General features: G+C 31.0%; 19 protein-coding genes and 1 other annotated feature. Of the genes, 11 read left to right on the top strand and 8 right to left on the bottom strand.

Going from position 1 to position 17762, the window contains the following annotated elements; genetic code table 11:
• Positions 1–15: 15 nt before the first annotated feature.
• On the top strand, positions 16–702 hold the full coding sequence (locus tag KQI88_RS12215) for a Crp/Fnr family transcriptional regulator (RefSeq protein WP_216417700.1): 687 nt from the start codon (positions 16–18) through the stop codon (positions 700–702).
• 78 nt (positions 703–780) lie between these two features.
• Here the strand turns inward: KQI88_RS12215 and KQI88_RS12210 are convergent, their stop codons facing one another.
• Positions 781–966 (bottom strand): DUF1858 domain-containing protein, encoded by a 186-nt coding sequence (locus tag KQI88_RS12210; protein ID WP_216417698.1) that lies wholly within the window; start codon positions 964–966, stop codon positions 781–783.
• A 399-nt stretch (positions 967–1365) separates the two neighbouring features.
• Here KQI88_RS12210 and cooS point away from each other — a divergent pair, with 399 nt between their 5' ends.
• From cooS to KQI88_RS12195, 3 genes are all read left to right on the top strand, one after another.
• Positions 1366–3498, top strand: coding sequence for an anaerobic carbon-monoxide dehydrogenase catalytic subunit (gene cooS, locus KQI88_RS12205; protein WP_216417696.1), 2133 nt, complete (start codon positions 1366–1368; stop codon positions 3496–3498).
• Positions 3499–3528: 30 nt separating this feature from the next.
• On the top strand, positions 3529–3729 hold the full coding sequence (locus KQI88_RS12200; protein ID WP_216417695.1) for a hypothetical protein: 201 nt from the start codon (positions 3529–3531) through the stop codon (positions 3727–3729).
• 76 nt (positions 3730–3805) lie between these two features.
• The gene (locus tag KQI88_RS12195; protein WP_216417693.1) at positions 3806–4039 is read left to right on the top strand and encodes a glutaredoxin family protein; all 234 of its coding nucleotides are present in this window, start codon (positions 3806–3808) and stop codon (positions 4037–4039) included.
• 87 nt (positions 4040–4126) lie between these two features.
• Here the strand turns inward: KQI88_RS12195 and KQI88_RS12190 are convergent, their stop codons facing one another.
• Entirely contained in the window at positions 4127–5941 is a 1815-nt protein-coding gene (locus KQI88_RS12190; RefSeq protein WP_216417691.1) for a heme NO-binding domain-containing protein, read from the bottom strand.
• A 346-nt stretch (positions 5942–6287) separates the two neighbouring features.
• Between KQI88_RS12190 and KQI88_RS12185 the strand changes: the two genes are divergently transcribed.
• Both KQI88_RS12185 and KQI88_RS12180 read left to right on the top strand, forming a co-directional pair.
• A complete protein-coding gene (locus tag KQI88_RS12185; RefSeq protein ID WP_216417690.1) occupies positions 6288–7958 on the top strand; it encodes a formate--tetrahydrofolate ligase in 1671 nt (556 codons plus the stop codon).
• A gap of 108 nt (positions 7959–8066) precedes the next feature.
• A complete protein-coding gene (locus KQI88_RS12180) occupies positions 8067–8252 on the top strand; it encodes a hypothetical protein (RefSeq protein ID WP_216417689.1) in 186 nt (61 codons plus the stop codon).
• Between the two features lie 11 nt (positions 8253–8263).
• On the opposite strand, the gene KQI88_RS12175 is transcribed toward KQI88_RS12180, so the two are convergent.
• Together KQI88_RS12175 and KQI88_RS12170 are read right to left on the bottom strand one after the other, a co-directional pair.
• Positions 8264–9127 (bottom strand): 2-oxoacid:ferredoxin oxidoreductase subunit beta, encoded by an 864-nt coding sequence (locus tag KQI88_RS12175; protein WP_216417688.1) that lies wholly within the window; start codon positions 9125–9127, stop codon positions 8264–8266.
• Complete coding sequence (locus KQI88_RS12170) at positions 9127–10851, bottom strand: 2-oxoacid:acceptor oxidoreductase subunit alpha (protein ID WP_216417687.1); 1725 nt, start codon at positions 10849–10851, stop codon at positions 9127–9129. The genes KQI88_RS12175 and KQI88_RS12170 overlap by 1 nt, the downstream gene beginning before the upstream one ends.
• A gap of 222 nt (positions 10852–11073) precedes the next feature.
• Positions 11074–11302, top strand: a binding site (T-box leader).
• A 197-nt stretch (positions 11303–11499) separates the two neighbouring features.
• On the opposite strand from KQI88_RS12170, the gene trpS reads away from it, so the two are divergent.
• Positions 11500–12501, top strand: coding sequence for a tryptophan--tRNA ligase (gene trpS, locus KQI88_RS12165; RefSeq protein ID WP_216417686.1), 1002 nt, complete (start codon positions 11500–11502; stop codon positions 12499–12501).
• Between the two features lie 59 nt (positions 12502–12560).
• On the opposite strand, the gene KQI88_RS12160 is transcribed toward trpS, so the two are convergent.
• Positions 12561–13166 (bottom strand): CBS domain-containing protein, encoded by a 606-nt coding sequence (locus KQI88_RS12160; protein WP_216417685.1) that lies wholly within the window; start codon positions 13164–13166, stop codon positions 12561–12563.
• 191 nt (positions 13167–13357) lie between these two features.
• On the opposite strand from KQI88_RS12160, the gene KQI88_RS12155 reads away from it, so the two are divergent.
• Positions 13358–13540 (top strand): alpha/beta-type small acid-soluble spore protein, encoded by a 183-nt coding sequence (locus tag KQI88_RS12155; RefSeq protein ID WP_216417684.1) that lies wholly within the window; start codon positions 13358–13360, stop codon positions 13538–13540.
• Between the two features lie 131 nt (positions 13541–13671).
• A complete protein-coding gene (locus KQI88_RS12150; RefSeq protein WP_216417682.1) occupies positions 13672–14367 on the top strand; it encodes a DUF881 domain-containing protein in 696 nt (231 codons plus the stop codon).
• Positions 14368–14533: 166 nt separating this feature from the next.
• Here KQI88_RS12150 and KQI88_RS12145 read toward each other — a convergent pair whose 3' ends face one another.
• A complete protein-coding gene (locus tag KQI88_RS12145) occupies positions 14534–14692 on the bottom strand; it encodes a hypothetical protein (RefSeq protein ID WP_216417681.1) in 159 nt (52 codons plus the stop codon).
• Positions 14693–14903: 211 nt separating this feature from the next.
• On the opposite strand from KQI88_RS12145, the gene trmB reads away from it, so the two are divergent.
• On the top strand, positions 14904–15545 hold the full coding sequence (gene trmB / locus KQI88_RS12140) for a tRNA (guanosine(46)-N7)-methyltransferase TrmB (protein ID WP_216417679.1): 642 nt from the start codon (positions 14904–14906) through the stop codon (positions 15543–15545).
• Between the two features lie 167 nt (positions 15546–15712).
• Entirely contained in the window at positions 15713–16246 is a 534-nt protein-coding gene (locus KQI88_RS12135; protein WP_216417677.1) for a hypothetical protein, read from the top strand.
• Here KQI88_RS12135 and KQI88_RS12130 read toward each other — a convergent pair.
• Together KQI88_RS12130 and KQI88_RS12125 are read right to left on the bottom strand one after the other, a co-directional pair.
• Complete coding sequence (locus KQI88_RS12130) at positions 16239–16595, bottom strand: hypothetical protein (RefSeq protein WP_216417675.1); 357 nt, start codon at positions 16593–16595, stop codon at positions 16239–16241. The two genes, KQI88_RS12135 and KQI88_RS12130, sit on opposite strands and share 8 nt — an antisense overlap.
• Positions 16596–16788: 193 nt before the next feature.
• On the bottom strand, positions 16789–17616 hold the full coding sequence (locus KQI88_RS12125; RefSeq protein ID WP_216417673.1) for a DegV family protein: 828 nt from the start codon (positions 17614–17616) through the stop codon (positions 16789–16791).
• Positions 17617–17762 lie beyond the last annotated feature (146 nt).

Below are 17762 nucleotides of genomic sequence, written 5' to 3'. Positions count from 1 at the left end.
GAGGAGGAAACTAGTATGGAAATGGCAGACGTTGATATATTAAAAAAGGCACCTGTATTTAAAGATTTAAGTGACAAGGACCTTGAGCAAATTAGTAGTGTGACTATAGAGAAAAATTTACGTAAAGGTACAATTATTTTTATGGAAGGTGATAGGGGAGAAGCCTTTTACTTTATTAAGTCTGGAAAGGTAAAGGTATATAAAACAACCCCAGACGGAAGAGAACTGATATTTGCTATTCTTTCAGATGGTGATGTATTTGCTGAGGTTGCACTGTTTAACGATATTGCGTATCCAGCTGGGGCAGAGGTTTTAGAAGATTCATGTATAGGAATGATACGTAATGAAGATCTTGAAAACCTTATTAAGAAAAATGCAGATATAGCACTTCACATTATAAAGGTATTTAGTAAAAAACTGTATAGCTCTCAACAAAAGGTAAAAGAGTTAGCTTTAGGTGATACCTATGCAAGAACTGCTCAGACAATTATTAAGCTAGCTCAAAATAACGGTAAGCAGACACCTGAAGGTATAGAGCTACAATTGAACCTTTCAAGACAAGATTTAGCTAACTTAATAGGAACTGCAAGAGAAACTGTTAGTAGAGCTCTAAGTCAGTTTAAAAAGGAAGGATCTATAGATATTGATAGAAAGAAAATAGTTATTAAAGATATGCAAAAATTAAAAGCTTGGACACGATAGCTATCGAATAAAAAATAATAATCTATTAAATAAGCTTAGAAGATGTTTAGATTTACATCTTCTAAGCTTATTTTTTTATTATGCATTTAATTTTTCTATAAGTAGATTAACATCAATTCCATGTACTGCTGCTGCTTGTTCTAAAGACTCCATTTGAGAAGATGGACAACCAAGACAACCCATTCCAAAGGACATCAAAATCGGTGCTGCATTGGGATTAATCCTTAAAATATCACCTATAAGCATTTCTCTAGTAATTTTCATAAAAGCCTCCTATTATTTTATATTTGTTTAGTTAGAAACTAGTAAATATGTTTATAATTTATTTTATTATATATTTAAATTTTGGATTGAAATATGAGTAAAATCACTTTTTAATGTGACTTTTATCACAGTTATATATTGATCTTATCTTATTATTTATTTTGCTTTCTAAGAATGTATAAAATTTTTTAATAAGCTCTAGGTATTTGTGATTTTTAACTTAAAGCTTAAAATCTAGGTGTGATATTAAGCGTTGTGAAATTAGTAGAATAATTTTAAGTAGGATATTAGTTTATGAGATAGATTCAAACCACTTTTTTATTGTATATTCCATGAAAATTTAGGAAAACTAAGGTATATAAAAATAAAGCTAATATATTTTGTAAAGGAGGATACAAATTGTCTAAGGAAAATATTAAAAGTACATACGAAGATAGTGCAAAGAGAATGTCAGGAGCTCAAAAAAATATAGGTGCTGAGCTAACACCAGAACATTTCAATGATCCAAGCTTACATATAGATTTGCATAATAAGATTAAGGTAGATTATAACAGTATTGAAAAGTCTTCTTCTATGGAAGAGTTACATAAGTGGCAACGTGAACATGTAGATAAAGGGGATCAGACAAAAGAAGGATATCCATTAAATGTGATGATAGATCCTGCAATGAGAGAAATGTATCAAGTCGTGCACAAAGCTGGTATGACAAACGTATTTGATAGATTTAGTGAGCAACAGCCAATCCAATGTAAATTCTGTATCGAAGGATTATCCTGTCAGCTTTGTGCAAATGGTCCATGTAGAATTAGTCCTAAGGTACCTAGGGGTGTATGTGGGGTAGATGCGCATACTATGGTAGCAAGAAACTTTATGTATAGACATGTTACTATAGGTACTTCAGCAAATATTTTTCATTGTCATCAGGCAGCTCGTACATTAAAGGCAGCTGGGGAGAATCCAGAGAGCGGATTAAAAATAAGAGATGCTGAAAAGTTAAAAAAATATGCTGATATGGCAGGTCTAAATGTAAATCAGCCTATAGAAAATATAGCTGTAGAATTTGCTAAGTGGGTTATGGATGATATACATGCACCTCATCATGTGGAATCTAAAACTGTAGAAGTGTTTGCACCTACTAAGCGTAAAGAACTTTGGAGAAAGTTAGGTTTATTCCCAGGAGGAGGCTATAGTGAAGTAGCTTATGCTCAAACAAGATGTATGACAAACTTTAACTCGGATCCTGTAGAATTCCTTTTAAACAGTGTAAGATTAGGGATTGCTAATGAATATCAAGGCCTATTTTTACTATGTATTATTCAAGAAATTTTAATGGGTAGTCAAGAAATTACTATGAAAAAACAAAATATGGGGCTTTTAAAGGATAATATGATTAATGTTGTTACAAACGGTCATATGCCATTATTGGCTCATGTAGCTATTGACCTTGCGTCTAGTGTTGAATGGCAGGAGAAAGCTAAGGCTGTTGGTGCAGAAGGTATTCAAATTTTAGGACATGTATGTGAAGGTCAACAACTTATTAACTATGAAGGTACCCATAATCAAAAAGCCTATGGGGGTCAAGAAGGTGAGTGGCTATCTCAAGAATATTTATTGGCTACTGGTGTAGTTGATTTATTTATGTTTGACTATAACTGTACAGTGCCTACAATGCCAATATTTGCAAAGAGATTTGGAACTAAATTATTAAGTACACATCCTGTTATAAAGCTGCAAGGAACTGAAACATTAGACTTTATTCCAGAAAAAATGAAAGAACAAGCAGAAAAAGCATTAAATATGGCAATTAAAGCATTTGAAGAAAGAAAGGCTGAGCATAGAGAAACATATATTCCTCCTCACATATCCGACACAATGGTTGGCTTTAGTACAGAATCAATAAAAAAAGCCTTAGGTGGTAGCTTTGATCCTCTAATTGAGCAAATAGCTAATGGTAATATTAGAGGAATAGCCACAATTGTTGGATGTACTACAGCTAGATATGGACAAGGTGGTAGTAATATATTTAAGATGACAAAAGAGTTAATCAAAAATAACATCCTTATATTATCTGGTGGATGTACTTCCAGTGTTATGCAATATACTGGACTTACAAATCCTAAAGCTGCTGAAGAATGTGGAGAAGGATTAAAAGCTGTATGTAAACAATTAGGTATACCTCCAGTGCTTAGCTATGGTGCTTGTGTGGATATTGGAAAGATGACTCACACAGCAAAAGAATTAGCAGACGCCTTAAATGTAGATACGAATAAGCTTCCTTTAGTTATTGGAGCTCCTGAGTATTTAGAACAAAAAGCTGTAGCTGATGCGTGTACTGCAGTTGCTTTAGGATGGTTAGTTCATGTTGCTCCAGTTCCATCTATTACAGGTAGCGATGTTGTAGTAAAAACTTTAACAGAGACTACTGAAACTCTAGGTTTAGGGAAAGTTATGGTAGAGATGGATGCAGAGAAGGCAGTACAAATCTATATAGACCATATTGAAAATAAACGAAAAGAATTAGGGTTAAACTAGCGGTTATTATACTAAAGGGAGATGGATAAATTGATATATGAAAATATAAAAGATTATATCCGATACTTAGATAAAGAGAAGAAATTTTTTAATAATGTAAATGAAATAAATCAATATAATATTGGATCTATTGCAGAAGTTATCCAGTATTATAACATTAAAGAATATAATGATCCTATATATAGTAAAAGTGAAATTAGAAGAGGAATTAAAAGATATTTTTCATGCTAATTAGTTAAGAAAAATTTTGTCATATATTAATAATATGCTAATATAAATTTATAATTAAAATATAGGAGGGATTTAAATGTCGAAAGAAGTTATAATTTTTACGAGTAGCACATGTTCACATTGTCATACGGCCAAAGAATATTTTTCAGATAAGGGTATTCAATTTATAGAAAGAAACATTCAAACCGATACATCAGCTAGAAAAGAATTAATGCAAAGAGGAATTATGGCAGTGCCTGTAATTCAAATTGGAGAAGAAGTAATAGTTGGATTTGATAGAGAGAGAATAGAGGAATTATTAGCAGAATAATAGAGGAAATCGAAAGGAGATGTGAATATTCACATCTCCTTTCGATAGTATAATAAAATATACTTTTGTGCTAACAATAGACGATCTTTATATTTTATATTTTTTAAGTTGATTTTTAAAGTTATTAATTAATGTTTCAAACAGGCCTATACTGTCGGATAAATCACTAACTTTTTCGGTATATTGAGTTACGTTGGCACTCATTTCCTCAGACGCAGCAGAATTCTCTTCAGCGATAGATGCTAGAGAATGAATATTTTCAATTACAGAATTTAGTCTATTGGTTTCTGATGATAGTTCATCTATCAATCTTACTATAACACTTGATGCATCCAAAATCTTATTAGTGGAAACTTGATTATTAATAGTTACCTTTTCTAATGTTTCGTTACTTGTTTCTAGTTGGTCGTATTGGGATTGTATTTTATATACTAAGGTTTCAATTTGCTTTATAAAGAAAATTAAATTGTTATTTATCTCTCCTACCGCATCTTTAGAATGCTCAGCTAACTTTCGTATTTCCTCTGCAACTACGGTAAAGCCTCTACCAGCTTCACCAGCTCGCGCTGCTTCTATAGCTGCATTGAGAGCTAAAAGATTTGTTTGATCTGCAATAGCTTCGACAGTAGAGCTTATTTCCATAATCTTACTAGCTTGTGATGAAATCTCTCTACCTTGATGATTAACGTCAGAAAAATTATCTTTTACATCATTGATTAATTCGGTAGCCTGTTTAATTTCATGGAAGGATTTTTGCAGCCCTAAACTGGCTTCTTCTAATTGATTTTTACTTTCAGTTTCTTCGGCTACAATATTAGATAGTCTAGTAACGTATTCATCTAATTGATACACAGACTCTCCTGTCTCCTCCGCCTGATGGGTCGCACCTAGAGCCACCTCATGAACAATAGATGATATGGAATCTGAAAAAATTCTCATAGTTTGCGCAATTTCTGTAAACTGTTCTACAAACTTTGTCAAATCATCTGTACCGCCTTTAAGAAAAAGAAAATCCTTTTTTAAAACTTCTTTTGTTTCGTTCAGTTCATTAACTATGGTTTCTATAGTATCTTTTGTTTTTAGTGTGGTTTTACTTGCAAAATCATAATCTTTAAGTTTTATAATTTCTTGGTTTACAATATTAATGGGTTTTGTAACTATAAAAGCCACAACGTAAGTAGATACGAGTGTAATTAAGGATATTAATATATTTGAAATCCAATTCGTACTATTACTTAAAAATATTAAAGCTAAGAAAGTAATAATACTTGGAACTATACTAACTTTTAAAGGAAGATTTTTTAAAATACCAAAACTAAATAATTTTGAAGAAAAAACATTAATTATAGTATCTGGAGATTTTTCTACTTTAATATGTACTCTCATCTTTTTTCGACCATCTTTGTGAGTTCCAGTTTCTAAAATAGAGAACTCTAATTTTTCATTAAAAAATGAGGAGCTACCTTCTAAAAGACCTAAGAAATAATCAAAAAGACCACGTTTAGAAATATAAGTAATTTCTAGTTCGTTCTCACTAACATCTTTAGCAATTAATCTTGGTGGAGTAGCTCCCTTTATTAATTTTGTTAACTGGCTATGTACATCGTCCATCATCATTAAGAAGCCTTTAAGGCTTCGTCTTTCAAAATAGGATGGAAACCATTTGTGGAATGAACTTATGTTTTGTCTTCCTACTTTACGCCAAATTTCATTAGTAGGTATATTAGTTAGTTTAGAAACTTGATTAAAAACTTCAAATATTTCTTCATCAGCTATATCTTCTAACGGCGTTATAATTTTGGTTTTATCCCAATTAGTAAATTGTAGTGCTGTATCCACAGTATTATCATCAAATATATCTCTTAGACTGCTTAACCATGTGGATACAATTGTTCCCTTCATAAAAAAGCCCCCTTGCATTATTTTTAACTCTATATCAAAGTATATAATATTTTATATACAATATTATACATTTAATTAGTTTATTATATCATAAAACCCAATATTTACGAATTAGATTTTATAAATGAGGGCTTAAGTCATATTGAGTTTTAGAATTGTTATATATTGCATAAATAGAGAAATTTAATGTACTATAAATATAGTGCAAGATAATGTTTAGGAGGATTTTATTTTGAAATAATATATATGAGGGAAAAAAGCATTAAAAAGATGGTAGAATATTCAAAAATATGATACAATACAATGGACTATGAAATATAACCTATCATTAATGGAGGTGTGTTTAATGAAAACAGATGTACAAATTGCGCAGGAAGCAAAAATGCTACCTATTATCGACATCGCTGATGGATTAGGAATTAATGAGGATGAGTTAGAGTTTTATGGAAAGTACAAGGCAAAGGTTTCGCTGGATATTTTCGACAGATTAAAGGATAAACCTGATGGGAAGTTAATATTAGTAACTGCTATAAACCCAACCCCAGCAGGAGAAGGAAAGACTACTACCAATGTTGGCTTAAGCATGGGGCTAAATAAAATAGGAAAGAAAACTATTACAGCACTTAGAGAGCCTTCATTAGGACCAAACTTTGGTGTAAAGGGCGGAGCAGCAGGCGGAGGATATGCACAAGTAGTTCCTATGGAAGATATTAATCTTCACTTTACAGGAGATATTCACGCAATGACAACAGCTCATAATCTTTTAGCTGCTTTGTTAGATAACCATCTACACCAAGGGAATCAATTAAACATTGATTCAAGAAGAATAGTGTGGAGAAGGGTATTAGACATGAATGACCGTGCCCTTAGAAACATTGTAGTTGGACTTGGAAGCAGAGCGGATGGAGTACCTAGACAAGATGGATTTGATATTACTGTTGCTTCAGAAATTATGGCTATTCTTTGTTTAGCAACTAGCTTAGAGGACTTAAAGGAAAGAATAGGTAAGATAGTTGTAGCATACAATTTTGATAATCAACCAGTAACTGTAAAGGATTTAAATGCAACAGGTGCATTGTCACTGTTACTTAAGGATGCAATTAAACCTAATCTAGTACAAACTTTAGAAAATACACCTGCATTTATTCATGGAGGTCCATTTGCTAATATTGCTCATGGCTGCAACAGTGTTTTGGCTACTAAACTAGGATTAAAACTTGCTGATTATGTAGTAACTGAGGCTGGTTTTGGAGCCGACTTAGGTGCAGAAAAATTCTTTGATATTAAATGTAGATTTGCAGATTTAAAACCAGATTGTGCTGTTATTGTTGCTACTGTTAGAGCTCTTAAAAATCACGGTGGTGTTCCAAAGGCTGAATTAAATCAAGAAAACTTACAGGCTCTTGAAGTAGGCTATGGAAACTTAGAAAAGCATATTGAAAATGTTCATAAGTTTGGTGTGCCAGTTGTTGTTGCTATTAACAAGTTTCCAACAGATACAGAAGCAGAAATTGATTTCCTACGCAAGCATTGTGCTGCTAAGGGGGCTGAAGTAGTTCTTTCGGATGTATGGGCAAACGGTGGAGATGGTGGAGTTGAAATGGCTAAGAAGGTAGTAGAAATTACTGAAACTCAAACATCAAATTTCAAACCTATTTATGATGTTAATTCCAGCATTTCTGAAAAGATCAACACAATTGCAAAAGAAGTTTACGGTGCAGATGGAGTTGATTTTACTAAGAGTGCTCAAACCCAAATAAAGAGATACGAAGATCTAGGATTAGATAAAATGCCTATTTGTATGGCGAAAACTCAATATTCTCTATCTGATGATCCATCGCTAATTGGTAAACCTTCAGGATTTAGAATTACAGTAAAAGAAATTAGATTATCAGCTGGTGCAGGATTCTTAGTAGCATTAACAGGTGACATTATGACAATGCCAGGGCTGCCTAAGGTTCCAGCAGCAAACCATATGGATATTCTTGAAAGCGGAGAGATAGTAGGGTTATTCTAATACAAAAATATAATAGTATTACATATAACAAGAAAGTCTGGAGTTATCCAGACTTTCTTGTTATTATATAATCATTATATTAATTAATTATAAATGGAGGTGTTAAAATTGTCATTTTTATATTCCTTTATGAGTTTAATATTAATTGCAATCGCATTGGGAATACCAGTAGTTATTACAATATTATTGTTAAGACGTTTTGGCAAAGCGCCAAGTAGCCATGAAGATTATTTATTAGAAAAAATAAGGGAACTAGAAGGTCGTATCAAAGCCTTAGAAGATGAAATGTTTTAATAGGTATTCAACTATTTAAACTTATTTAATAAGTTTTCAAATTCATCTTTACTAATTTTTAAATTTAAATCTGTAAGAGGCTTTGCTTCCTTACCTTGAAGCTTATCTAGAAATGAAGGCTCATTTTTTTGATAGATAATACCTGAGCATAATCCATCGGTTTCTATTAATTTGTTCATAGCAGCCTGGTAGTTACTAGAATCATAGGTGGAATCTTCATCAATATTTTTAATATTTTCTCTATACCATTGATAAGTATTTACTTTATTAAAAGTTACACAAGGACTAAAAATATTAATTATAGAAAATCCATCGTGCTCTATTCCCTTTACTATTATATCTATTAGTTGGTCTTGGAACCCTGAGAAGCCTTGGGCTAAATAAGTTGCGCCAGCAGCAAGTGCTGTAATACCAGGTTTTAGTGGGTTATCCATAGAACCAAATGGAGTGCTTTTGGTTTCAAAGCCAGTATCACTTAAAGGAGATGTATGTCCTTTTGTAAGTCCATATATTTGATTATTTAATACTATATATGTCATATTTAAGTTTCTTCTTATTGCATGTAGTGTATGACTAGTTCCAATTGCAAAACCATCACCGTCTCCACCAGCAGCTATAACCACTAAATCTTTATTAGCCATTTTAATACCTTGTGCTATTGGCAATGAGCGCCCATGTATACCATGAAAGCTGTAACCATTTAAGTAGCCAGATAGTCTGCCAGAGCATCCTATTCCGGTTATACTGGCGAATTTATCTATAGGTATTTCTAGCTTTGATGCAGCTACTTGGATTGCCCTTAGTATTGAAAAGTGTCCACAACCAGGACACCAAGTTGGTGTTACCTTATTGCTATAATCTTGCATAGTAGCCATTACGCCCACTCTCCTATCTTCTCGACAAGTTCATTTATTGTAAAATTAGTACCGTCATATTTTGTAATGCTATGAATTTTATTATGATATCCTAACTCTTCCTTAATAATGGAAGCCAACTGTTTACGATAATTATTTTCTACAATAACTATTTTGTCGTAATTTTCTAATAGAGAAGTCAATTGCTTTTTAGGTAGAGGACGAATCATTCTAATTGCTCCAAAATCTATTTTTTTATCGCTTAAATATGCAGCTTCCTTTATAGCACCGAATACTGATCCGAAAGTTAAAAATAATGTATTATTGCTATTATTCGTTCTATAAATATCAATAGATTCTTCATTTTCTAATGGAGCAGTCTTACTTAATCGTTTTTCCATCATATTTTTTCGATTTTCCGGTTTTTCAAGGGGAAGACCTAGCTCGTTGTGTTCTATTCCAGTAACATGATGTCCACCATTTAGCATACCTGGGAAGCTTCTAGGTGAAATACCATCCTCCGTAAGTCTATATCTTTTGAAGGTTCCTCTTTCAATATTGGAGAGTTCATCTTTTATAACTACTTTTCCTCTATCAATCACAACCTGATTATAATCTAGGTCATCAATTGTCTGCGGAGAAAGACCTAAAGATAAATCTGACAAAATAAACACAGGGCACTGATATTTATCTGCTAGGTTAAATGCTCTAATTGTATCGTAAAAGCAATCTTCTACTGTGGAAGGAGATAAAATAATGTTTGAGTATTCTCCATGTCCTCCATAATATATGGCAAATAAATCACTTTGCTCATGTTTAGTTGGAAGTCCTGTACTAGGGCCTCCTCTTTGAATATCAGCTATTACAACAGGAGTCTCTGTAATTCCTGCAAGTCCGATACCTTCCATCATTAAAGATATACCAGGTCCTGAAGTAGCAGTCATGCTTCGTACACCACCGTAAGAAGCACCTACAGCCATTGTAATAGCAGCAATCTCATCTTCAACTTGTACCATAGCTCCTCCATAACGTGGAAGAACCTTCCCCATATATTCCATTACTTCAGAAGCAGGAGTAATTGGATATGAAGGTATAAATCTACAACCTGCCATTAAAGCACCAAATCCTATAGCTTCATTCCCCATCATAACTGCTTTGGATGATTTTTTTTCAGGTATGGATAAAAAGTAATCTTCTTTATTAAATATATCACCATCATAATTATAGGCTTCTTTAAGTGCTTTTAAGTTTTTTTCAACTATTTCATCACCTTTAGTATGGTATTTTTCTTTTAAGGCTTGGGACAATTCATTTTCATTAAGACCCATTAACCGACCTAGAAAGCCAAGTGCACAAGTGTTTTTTATTATTGGAGCACTTAAACCTTTTGCTATTTCTGTAATAGGTAATGGGATTAATGAGTCTTTTTTGTAGCTTAAATCCTTAGAAGATAATATAGAGTCGAATAATATCAAGCCATTTGGCTTAAGCTTACGATTAAACAAGTCAATTGTTTCTTTATCTAATGCCAATATAATATCTAATCTATCTTCAGAATAAAGCTGTTTTTCCACACCAATAGATATTGTCATTGTAGTGTTGCCGCCTTTAATTCTAGAAGAAAAATTTCTATTTCCATAGGTGTAGTATCCTAAATTAGATAGAGTTTTCATTAAATTAGTGCCTAGACTAACTACGCCTTCTCCTTGAATGCCTCCAATTAATAAAGTTAAATTTTTTTTCAAATAACTCACTCCTAAGAATATAATATATCAATAATTATCTACTATTATTTATATTACTACCATATTTTAATCATGATTAATCATGTATAGTTGTATATATAAAGTAAACGCAAGACTATTATTTAACATATCAATATTCTGAATTTTAATTAAATTATAGCGCAAAATAATATTTAGTTGACAGGAGGATACATAACCTATAAAATATTGTAAAACATAAGATATAAAGCGATGAATAAGAGTAGTAGCTATAATGTTTTTCTATAGCGAGCCGAAGATGGTGGAAGTTCGGTGTTAAGCATATAGTGAATGGACTTATGAGTGCTGGCTGAAATAATAGTAAGCTAAGACGGCATTCCTCCGTTATAAGGAAAGTTGAATTATAAACGACAAGTAGGATGCTTTGCATCAACTAGAGTGGTACCGCGGAGAAAAGCTCTTCGTCTCTAAACAATTAGGGATGAAGAGCTTTTATTTTTAGATAAGGGAGTATATTTTTCTAATTGTTTAAGGTTTCTAAAAAGTTAGGATGATTGCAATGTTTCGAGCACTTGAAGTTTTTAAATAAGGTTAAAAATTTAAGTGTGGTATGAATCTTTGTGATAGCATCTAATGAGTTTTTTAAATTAATAAAAGGAGGTAAACTAAATGAGTAATCAAAACAAAAAAGTAGTATTTAGTGGTGCACAACCAACAGGAAGTTTAACATTAGGTAATTATATTGGAGCTGTACAAAATTGGAAGGTTTTAGAAGAAGAGCATGATTGTTTGTACTGTATTGTAGATTCACATTCTTTAACTATACGTCATGATCCGAAAGAATTTCGAAAAACTTCATTGTCATTTTTAGTACAGTATTTAGCAAGTGGCCTAGACCCTGAGAAGAACATTATTTACTTTCAATCCCATGTTCCACAGCATGCAGAATTAAGTTGGATTTTAGGTTGTAACACATATGTAGGGGAATTAAACAGAATGACTCAGTTTAAAGATAAGTCAGAAAAAAATAAGGATAATATTAATTCTGGTTTATTTACTTATCCTGTACTTATGGCAGCGGATATATTATTATATAGAGCTAATCTTGTGCCTGTTGGTGAAGATCAAAAACAACATTTAGAGATAACTAGGGATATTGCTATGCGTTTTAATAATTTATATGGAGAAACTTTCCCAATACCAGAAGCTCATACACCAAAGGTAGGGGCTAGAATTATGAGTTTACAAGAACCAACTAAAAAGATGTCAAAGTCTGACGATAATGTTAATGGAACAATATTTTTAATGGATTCTGATGATGTTATTATGAAGAAGATGAAAAGAGCAGTTACGGATAGTGAAAATCTTGTAGCCTATAGAGACGAACAACCAGGGGTTAAAAATTTAATTACCATATATTCTAGGCTATCAGGTTTATCTATAGAAGAAATAGTATCTAAATATGAAGGTAAGGGCTATGGTGCCTTTAAGAAGGATACAGCTGAAGTGATTATAGAATTTTTAAGACCATTTAAGAAGAGTTATGAGGATTATATGAATAACTTAGATTATGTAGAAAAAGTGTATAAAAATGGGGCAAAAAGAGCTTATGAGTTAGCAGAGGACACTATGAGTTTGGTACGTAGCAGAATTGGATTAATAGAAAAATAATTATAAGTATAACAAAAGGCTGAAAATTAAATAAATTTTCAGCCTTTTGTTATACCATATTATTGACGAATTGAAAAACCTGCGTTTTCAATCACTTTCTTAACTTCATCAATATTATCAGTTTCAATCCTAACAATAATTTTTACTACTTTAGTAGGTACGTTAGGATCGTCTATTAGTAAACTTATAATATTGGCACCCGCTTTAGAAATAACATCAGTTAAAGCTGCTAATCTTCCTTTAATATCATAGGAAGTAATTACAAGTTTATGTCCCTTATCTATTCCATAAAGATGTGTATAATGTCTAAAAATAGTTTTATGAGTAATAATACCTAAAAATTCTCCTTCAGTATTATTAATAACAACAAATGGGATATTAGTTTCCGCAAGAAGCAGGGCAGCATCCTCAACACTATCGTAAAGTGTAAGGCTCGGTATGTCTGTATGAATTAAGTCATTTACAGTTATGTTGTTATTCTTTTCTTCCATCATAGCTTTTAAAAGCTTTACCTTTGCAATTACACCTACAAATTTATTGCCTTTTACAACAGGTAATGATAAAAAATTTCCTTCCTCAATTACTTTCAGTGTGGATTTCAAATCTAGGCTAGGATCAATCAATATAAGCTTTTCTTTGGGTACAATAAAATTAATAGAAATCATAGTTATCCCCCTTTTAAATATACTCATTTAAATATATAATGCTATTTAGAAAATATGTATACTAGTATTTAAAAAATAAAATTCTACTTTGTAAATACCCTTTAAATTAATAGACAAACATATTAATAGAAGAAAATACCACTAATAAACAATTAGTATATAGAAAAAATATATATAAGTGAGGTGATATTATGATAAATAAGAATAAAGTAGTTATCCCTGAGGCTAGACAAGCATTAGAATTATTCAAAGAGGAAATTGCTAATGAACTTGGATTGGAAAATGAAACTAGAGCCGGGTATGTAGGTGGACATATGGTTAAAAAAATGGTAGAGGATGCAGAAAAATCCTTAGTGCATTTAGGAAGGTCATAGTACCTTCTCTTTTTTTTAGTATCATAATATTGACTGAATTGAATATAAAAGGTATGCTTATTATTAATAGGTATTATTGCAATCTAAAGCAAAAAAGTAAGTATATATAGTGAGCTAAGGGAAGTGGTAGATTGAAAAAAACTAGTAAACTAATCGTTCTTATATTTTTTACTATATTCGGTATAACAATCGGTATTCAATTTAACTCAATGATAGGTGGAGATTTTACTTCTCCACACAAAAATGAAATAGAGGCTCAGGAGGTATCAGATCTAAGAAAAACTACTGAAGATATGAAAACAAGAATAATTGATTTGAAAAAACAAGTGGATACACTAGAGCAAGAACGGGCTGTTGAAAGTGTTCCTTTACAAAAGTTAAAAACAACTGTAGATGAGTATAAATTTTTAGCAGGGTATTCATCGGCTTCTGGACCAGGAATTACTATTGTGTTAGATAGTGACTTACAAGAGAATATTGCTGAAATTATTGAGGGAAGAAGGTATTTAATCAGCTTGGTTAATGAGTTGAAAGTTTTCGGAGGAGAAATGGTATCTATTAATGATTATAGAGTTGTTGGGCGTAGCGAGATAACATTAGCTGGAAATCATATTAATGTACATGGTAAGCCTATTGCTCCCCCATATATTATTCAAGCTATCGGGAGTACAGACTCACTCAAACGTTATGTAGAACATGGAACAATTTTATTTGAACTTATGGCATCTAATGGGATTACTTCGAATATAAAGTTTTCAGAGGATATTAAAATACCTGCATTAGTAAAGGAAAAGCCATTACAGTTTTCAAATATAGTGGAAGATTAGTAATTTTCAACAATTTAGTGGTTTGCGATTTCTTACAAAATAAAAAACAATAAGTCATAAAGCCTTATTGTTTTTTATTTTGTAATTGTGATAATATCAGACTATTTATTTTGAGTACTTAAGATTTAAGTGTGACAGGAGTCAACGCGATAGCATTAAATGACTTTTAACATCCAATTTTATAAAAGCATTCTGTATTGAATGTATTAATAGATTCATCAATAACTAATAACTTAGAATTATATCCACTATAAGCATCTATATCTTGAAAAGCTGGTAGTGTTATAGAAGCTAGAACTAAAAGCATTATTAGGCTTTTTTTCATTAAAATCTACCTCCTTTAAGAATAAGATTTTTAAAATCTTCAACAAAAATCTTGTTTAATATATTTTTTGTAAAGTAGCTAAAAATATTACAGTAGTTTATGGAAGTTGAATTGGCTTAAAGATTATATTGTATGTTTTTCCTGGGAAATAATTTGTCGTAAAACCAAAAAATATTATAAATTATGCTAAAATAAAAGGAGAGGTGAAATTATGAGAGTAAGGAATATTTCAAATGCAAAAGAATTATTGAAGGAATATGCTTATTATATAGAAAATCCAAGTTTATCAAAAGGTAATTGGAAGGCTCATTTTAAAAATCATAATCCTATTCATATAGAAATAGGAATGGGAAAAGGACAATTTTTAACTACTTTAGCTAAGACATATAATTCTATTAATTATATTGGCATCGAAAAAATTGAAGAATTAGTACTAAAATCTGTTAGAAATTTAGAAAATACAGAAATTAGCAATATGGCATTAATACATTTAAATGCATTGAATTTGCAAGATGTTTTTTTGAAAGGTGAGGTTAAAAGAATTTACTTAAACTTTAGTGATCCTTGGCCAAAGGCGAGACATGAGAAAAGGAGATTAACACATAGTAATTTTTTGAAGATGTATAGAAGTATTTTAAGTGAAGATGGAGAAATACACTTAAAAACTGATAGTTTAGATCTATTTGAATTTTCACTTGGAGAGATTGATAGAGAAAGTTTCTATTTAAATGAAATAATATATGATTTATACAATAAACAATATAATGAAATAGCTAAAACTGAATATGAAGAAAAGTTTATATCTCAGGGAAAACCTATTTATAAATGCATTGCTTCGATAAACAAAGACTAAGTTCATATGGGTTTTTAACTGGTCTGAATGATTGTTACGTTGTACCACTGGGAACAAGTAGCCTTGATATGTATATTTCTAAGAGCTGAGCAGTTTCCACTCTATCTTTTAGAAGATAGAGACTTAGAATTGTTAGCTACCGGATTAAAGTGAAGGGTGGATAATGGATGAACATAAAAAGTAAATTTGAAAACTTAATTAATGATGTACAAGATGGATTTAAAATGTCTACTACACAATACTGCTTAAAAAAATTAAACCCTAGAACTTTAATTTCTAAAAATCAATTTGTGAGGAATAGCTATATATCTTCTCCTAATGAGGGCGTAAATCATTTTTATGAAATTGATACTGAAGGTAATCTAGCTTTTTATTTAGTATGTGATGGACAAAAAAGTCTGGAATGGATTCTAGAAGATTTAATGTATAAGATTTCAAAAGAAAATAACTGTATTTATTTAAAATTTATAGTAGGAGCTAAGTCCATAGTTATCCCATTTATGTTAAAGGATACTTACTCTCTGTATTGTCTTACAAGAATAGTAATACAGTCTAATATTATGTTATACTACTTAATGGAAAATAAAAAGGAATATATTTATTTAGGATATAATGAGATAAATATTTCTAAAGAAACTAAAGAATATATAATTAAAAACATAAATTATGAGATTGAAACTGAGAAAATAGAAGCTAAATAAGGCTCTTAACAACTATTTCCAAAATACCTACTAAAATTATATGACAAATTCCCCATGAAATATTTACTAATGCTTCGCTCAGTTTTATATCTTTTTCTTCTCTTAAAACATCCATTACATTAGAATGATCTACTAGTCGGTTAGATTTTTTTAGACGTATTGGCACGAAAAAACCAAAGATTCCAACTGCTATAATAATTGTAGAAACAATATAATTAGCATTTAAAATTGTTGGGAGTAAGTTATTACCTTTTACAAAACCAAATAAAGCTGCTAATAGAGAAGTTAGCAGAATGCTTCCTATAGAGTAGGAAAAGACTTTTTTAAATCTTTCAATAATAGTTTTCATTTGATCACTCCTGTTTTATTATCTAATGAAGTATAGAATTTCTAATTATTAATGGCGATTAAAGACATATTAGGTTAATTAAGTACATATATAATTTTACACTATTTAGGGTATTAAATAAAGGCTTCTTAAGTTAAAAATGCTACTAGTAGAAGCCCTTATTTTTTAAAATTCTTACCATATTAATAAATTACTAGTAGAGATAACAAATACCAATAGCTTCTAATCCTAAGTGAGAACCAATAACTGGACCTAATTCATATATTTCTGTATTAGCATTTGGAAAACGCTTCTGAATCATTTTTTCATACTCTTTTGCCTCGTCTAAAATACCTATATGGCATATACCAATAGTAGAAGCATTAGATGGAATATCTTCAAGCATTTTGTCCATTGCTTTTTTCTTTCCTCTAACTTTACTTAAAGGCTCTAATTTTCCGTCTATCAATCCAATAATAGGCTTAATATTCAATAAAGAACCTATCATTGCTTCGGCTGTTGAAAGACGTCCACCTTTTTTCAAGTAATCCAAGGTTGCTACTGTTAAACGTATACCAGTATGTTTTTTTTGTTCTTCAATCTCGTTTACTATTTGTTGTCTTGATAATCCTTTTTCTGACAATTGAATTGCTTTTTCAACTAAAGCTTTTAGATTGGCGGCAGCAGTTAACGAATCTATAATGGATATTTTAGATGAATCTACAATGCTAGCTGCTGCATTAGCACTGTTAAATGTGCCACTTAACTTTGAAGATAGGGTAATAGCAATTACTTCATAGTTTTCTTTTATTGCTTTATTAAACACCTCGGCAAAGGCACCAATAGATGGCTGAGATGTGGTTGGAAAATCTGAAGATTTTGAGAGTTTTTTAAAAAACACATCAAATTCTCCTGGTAAACCTTCATTTTCCACAGAGCCTTCAAAATTAACAGATAGTGGAACTATATCAATATTATATTTTTCTATAAAAGATTTATCTATATATGCAGTACTATCAGTTACAAATTTAATTTTGGACATTTAATCAACTCCCTATAGACTATAATAATTATATGAATATAATATCAGGTACTAGTACCTGTTGTAAAGTATAATTATGATATCTTGCATTAAAACGTATGTTCGGAGTATAATGGTATTACATCTATGAAGAAAGGAAGGATATA

The sequence above is a fragment of the Alkaliphilus flagellatus genome (genome assembly GCF_018919215.1).
GTDB lineage: Bacteria > Bacillota > Clostridia > Peptostreptococcales > Natronincolaceae > Alkaliphilus_B > Alkaliphilus_B flagellatus.
The sequence above is the reverse complement of the archived record's forward strand: the minus strand, read 5'-3'. Positions and strand labels throughout refer to the sequence as shown.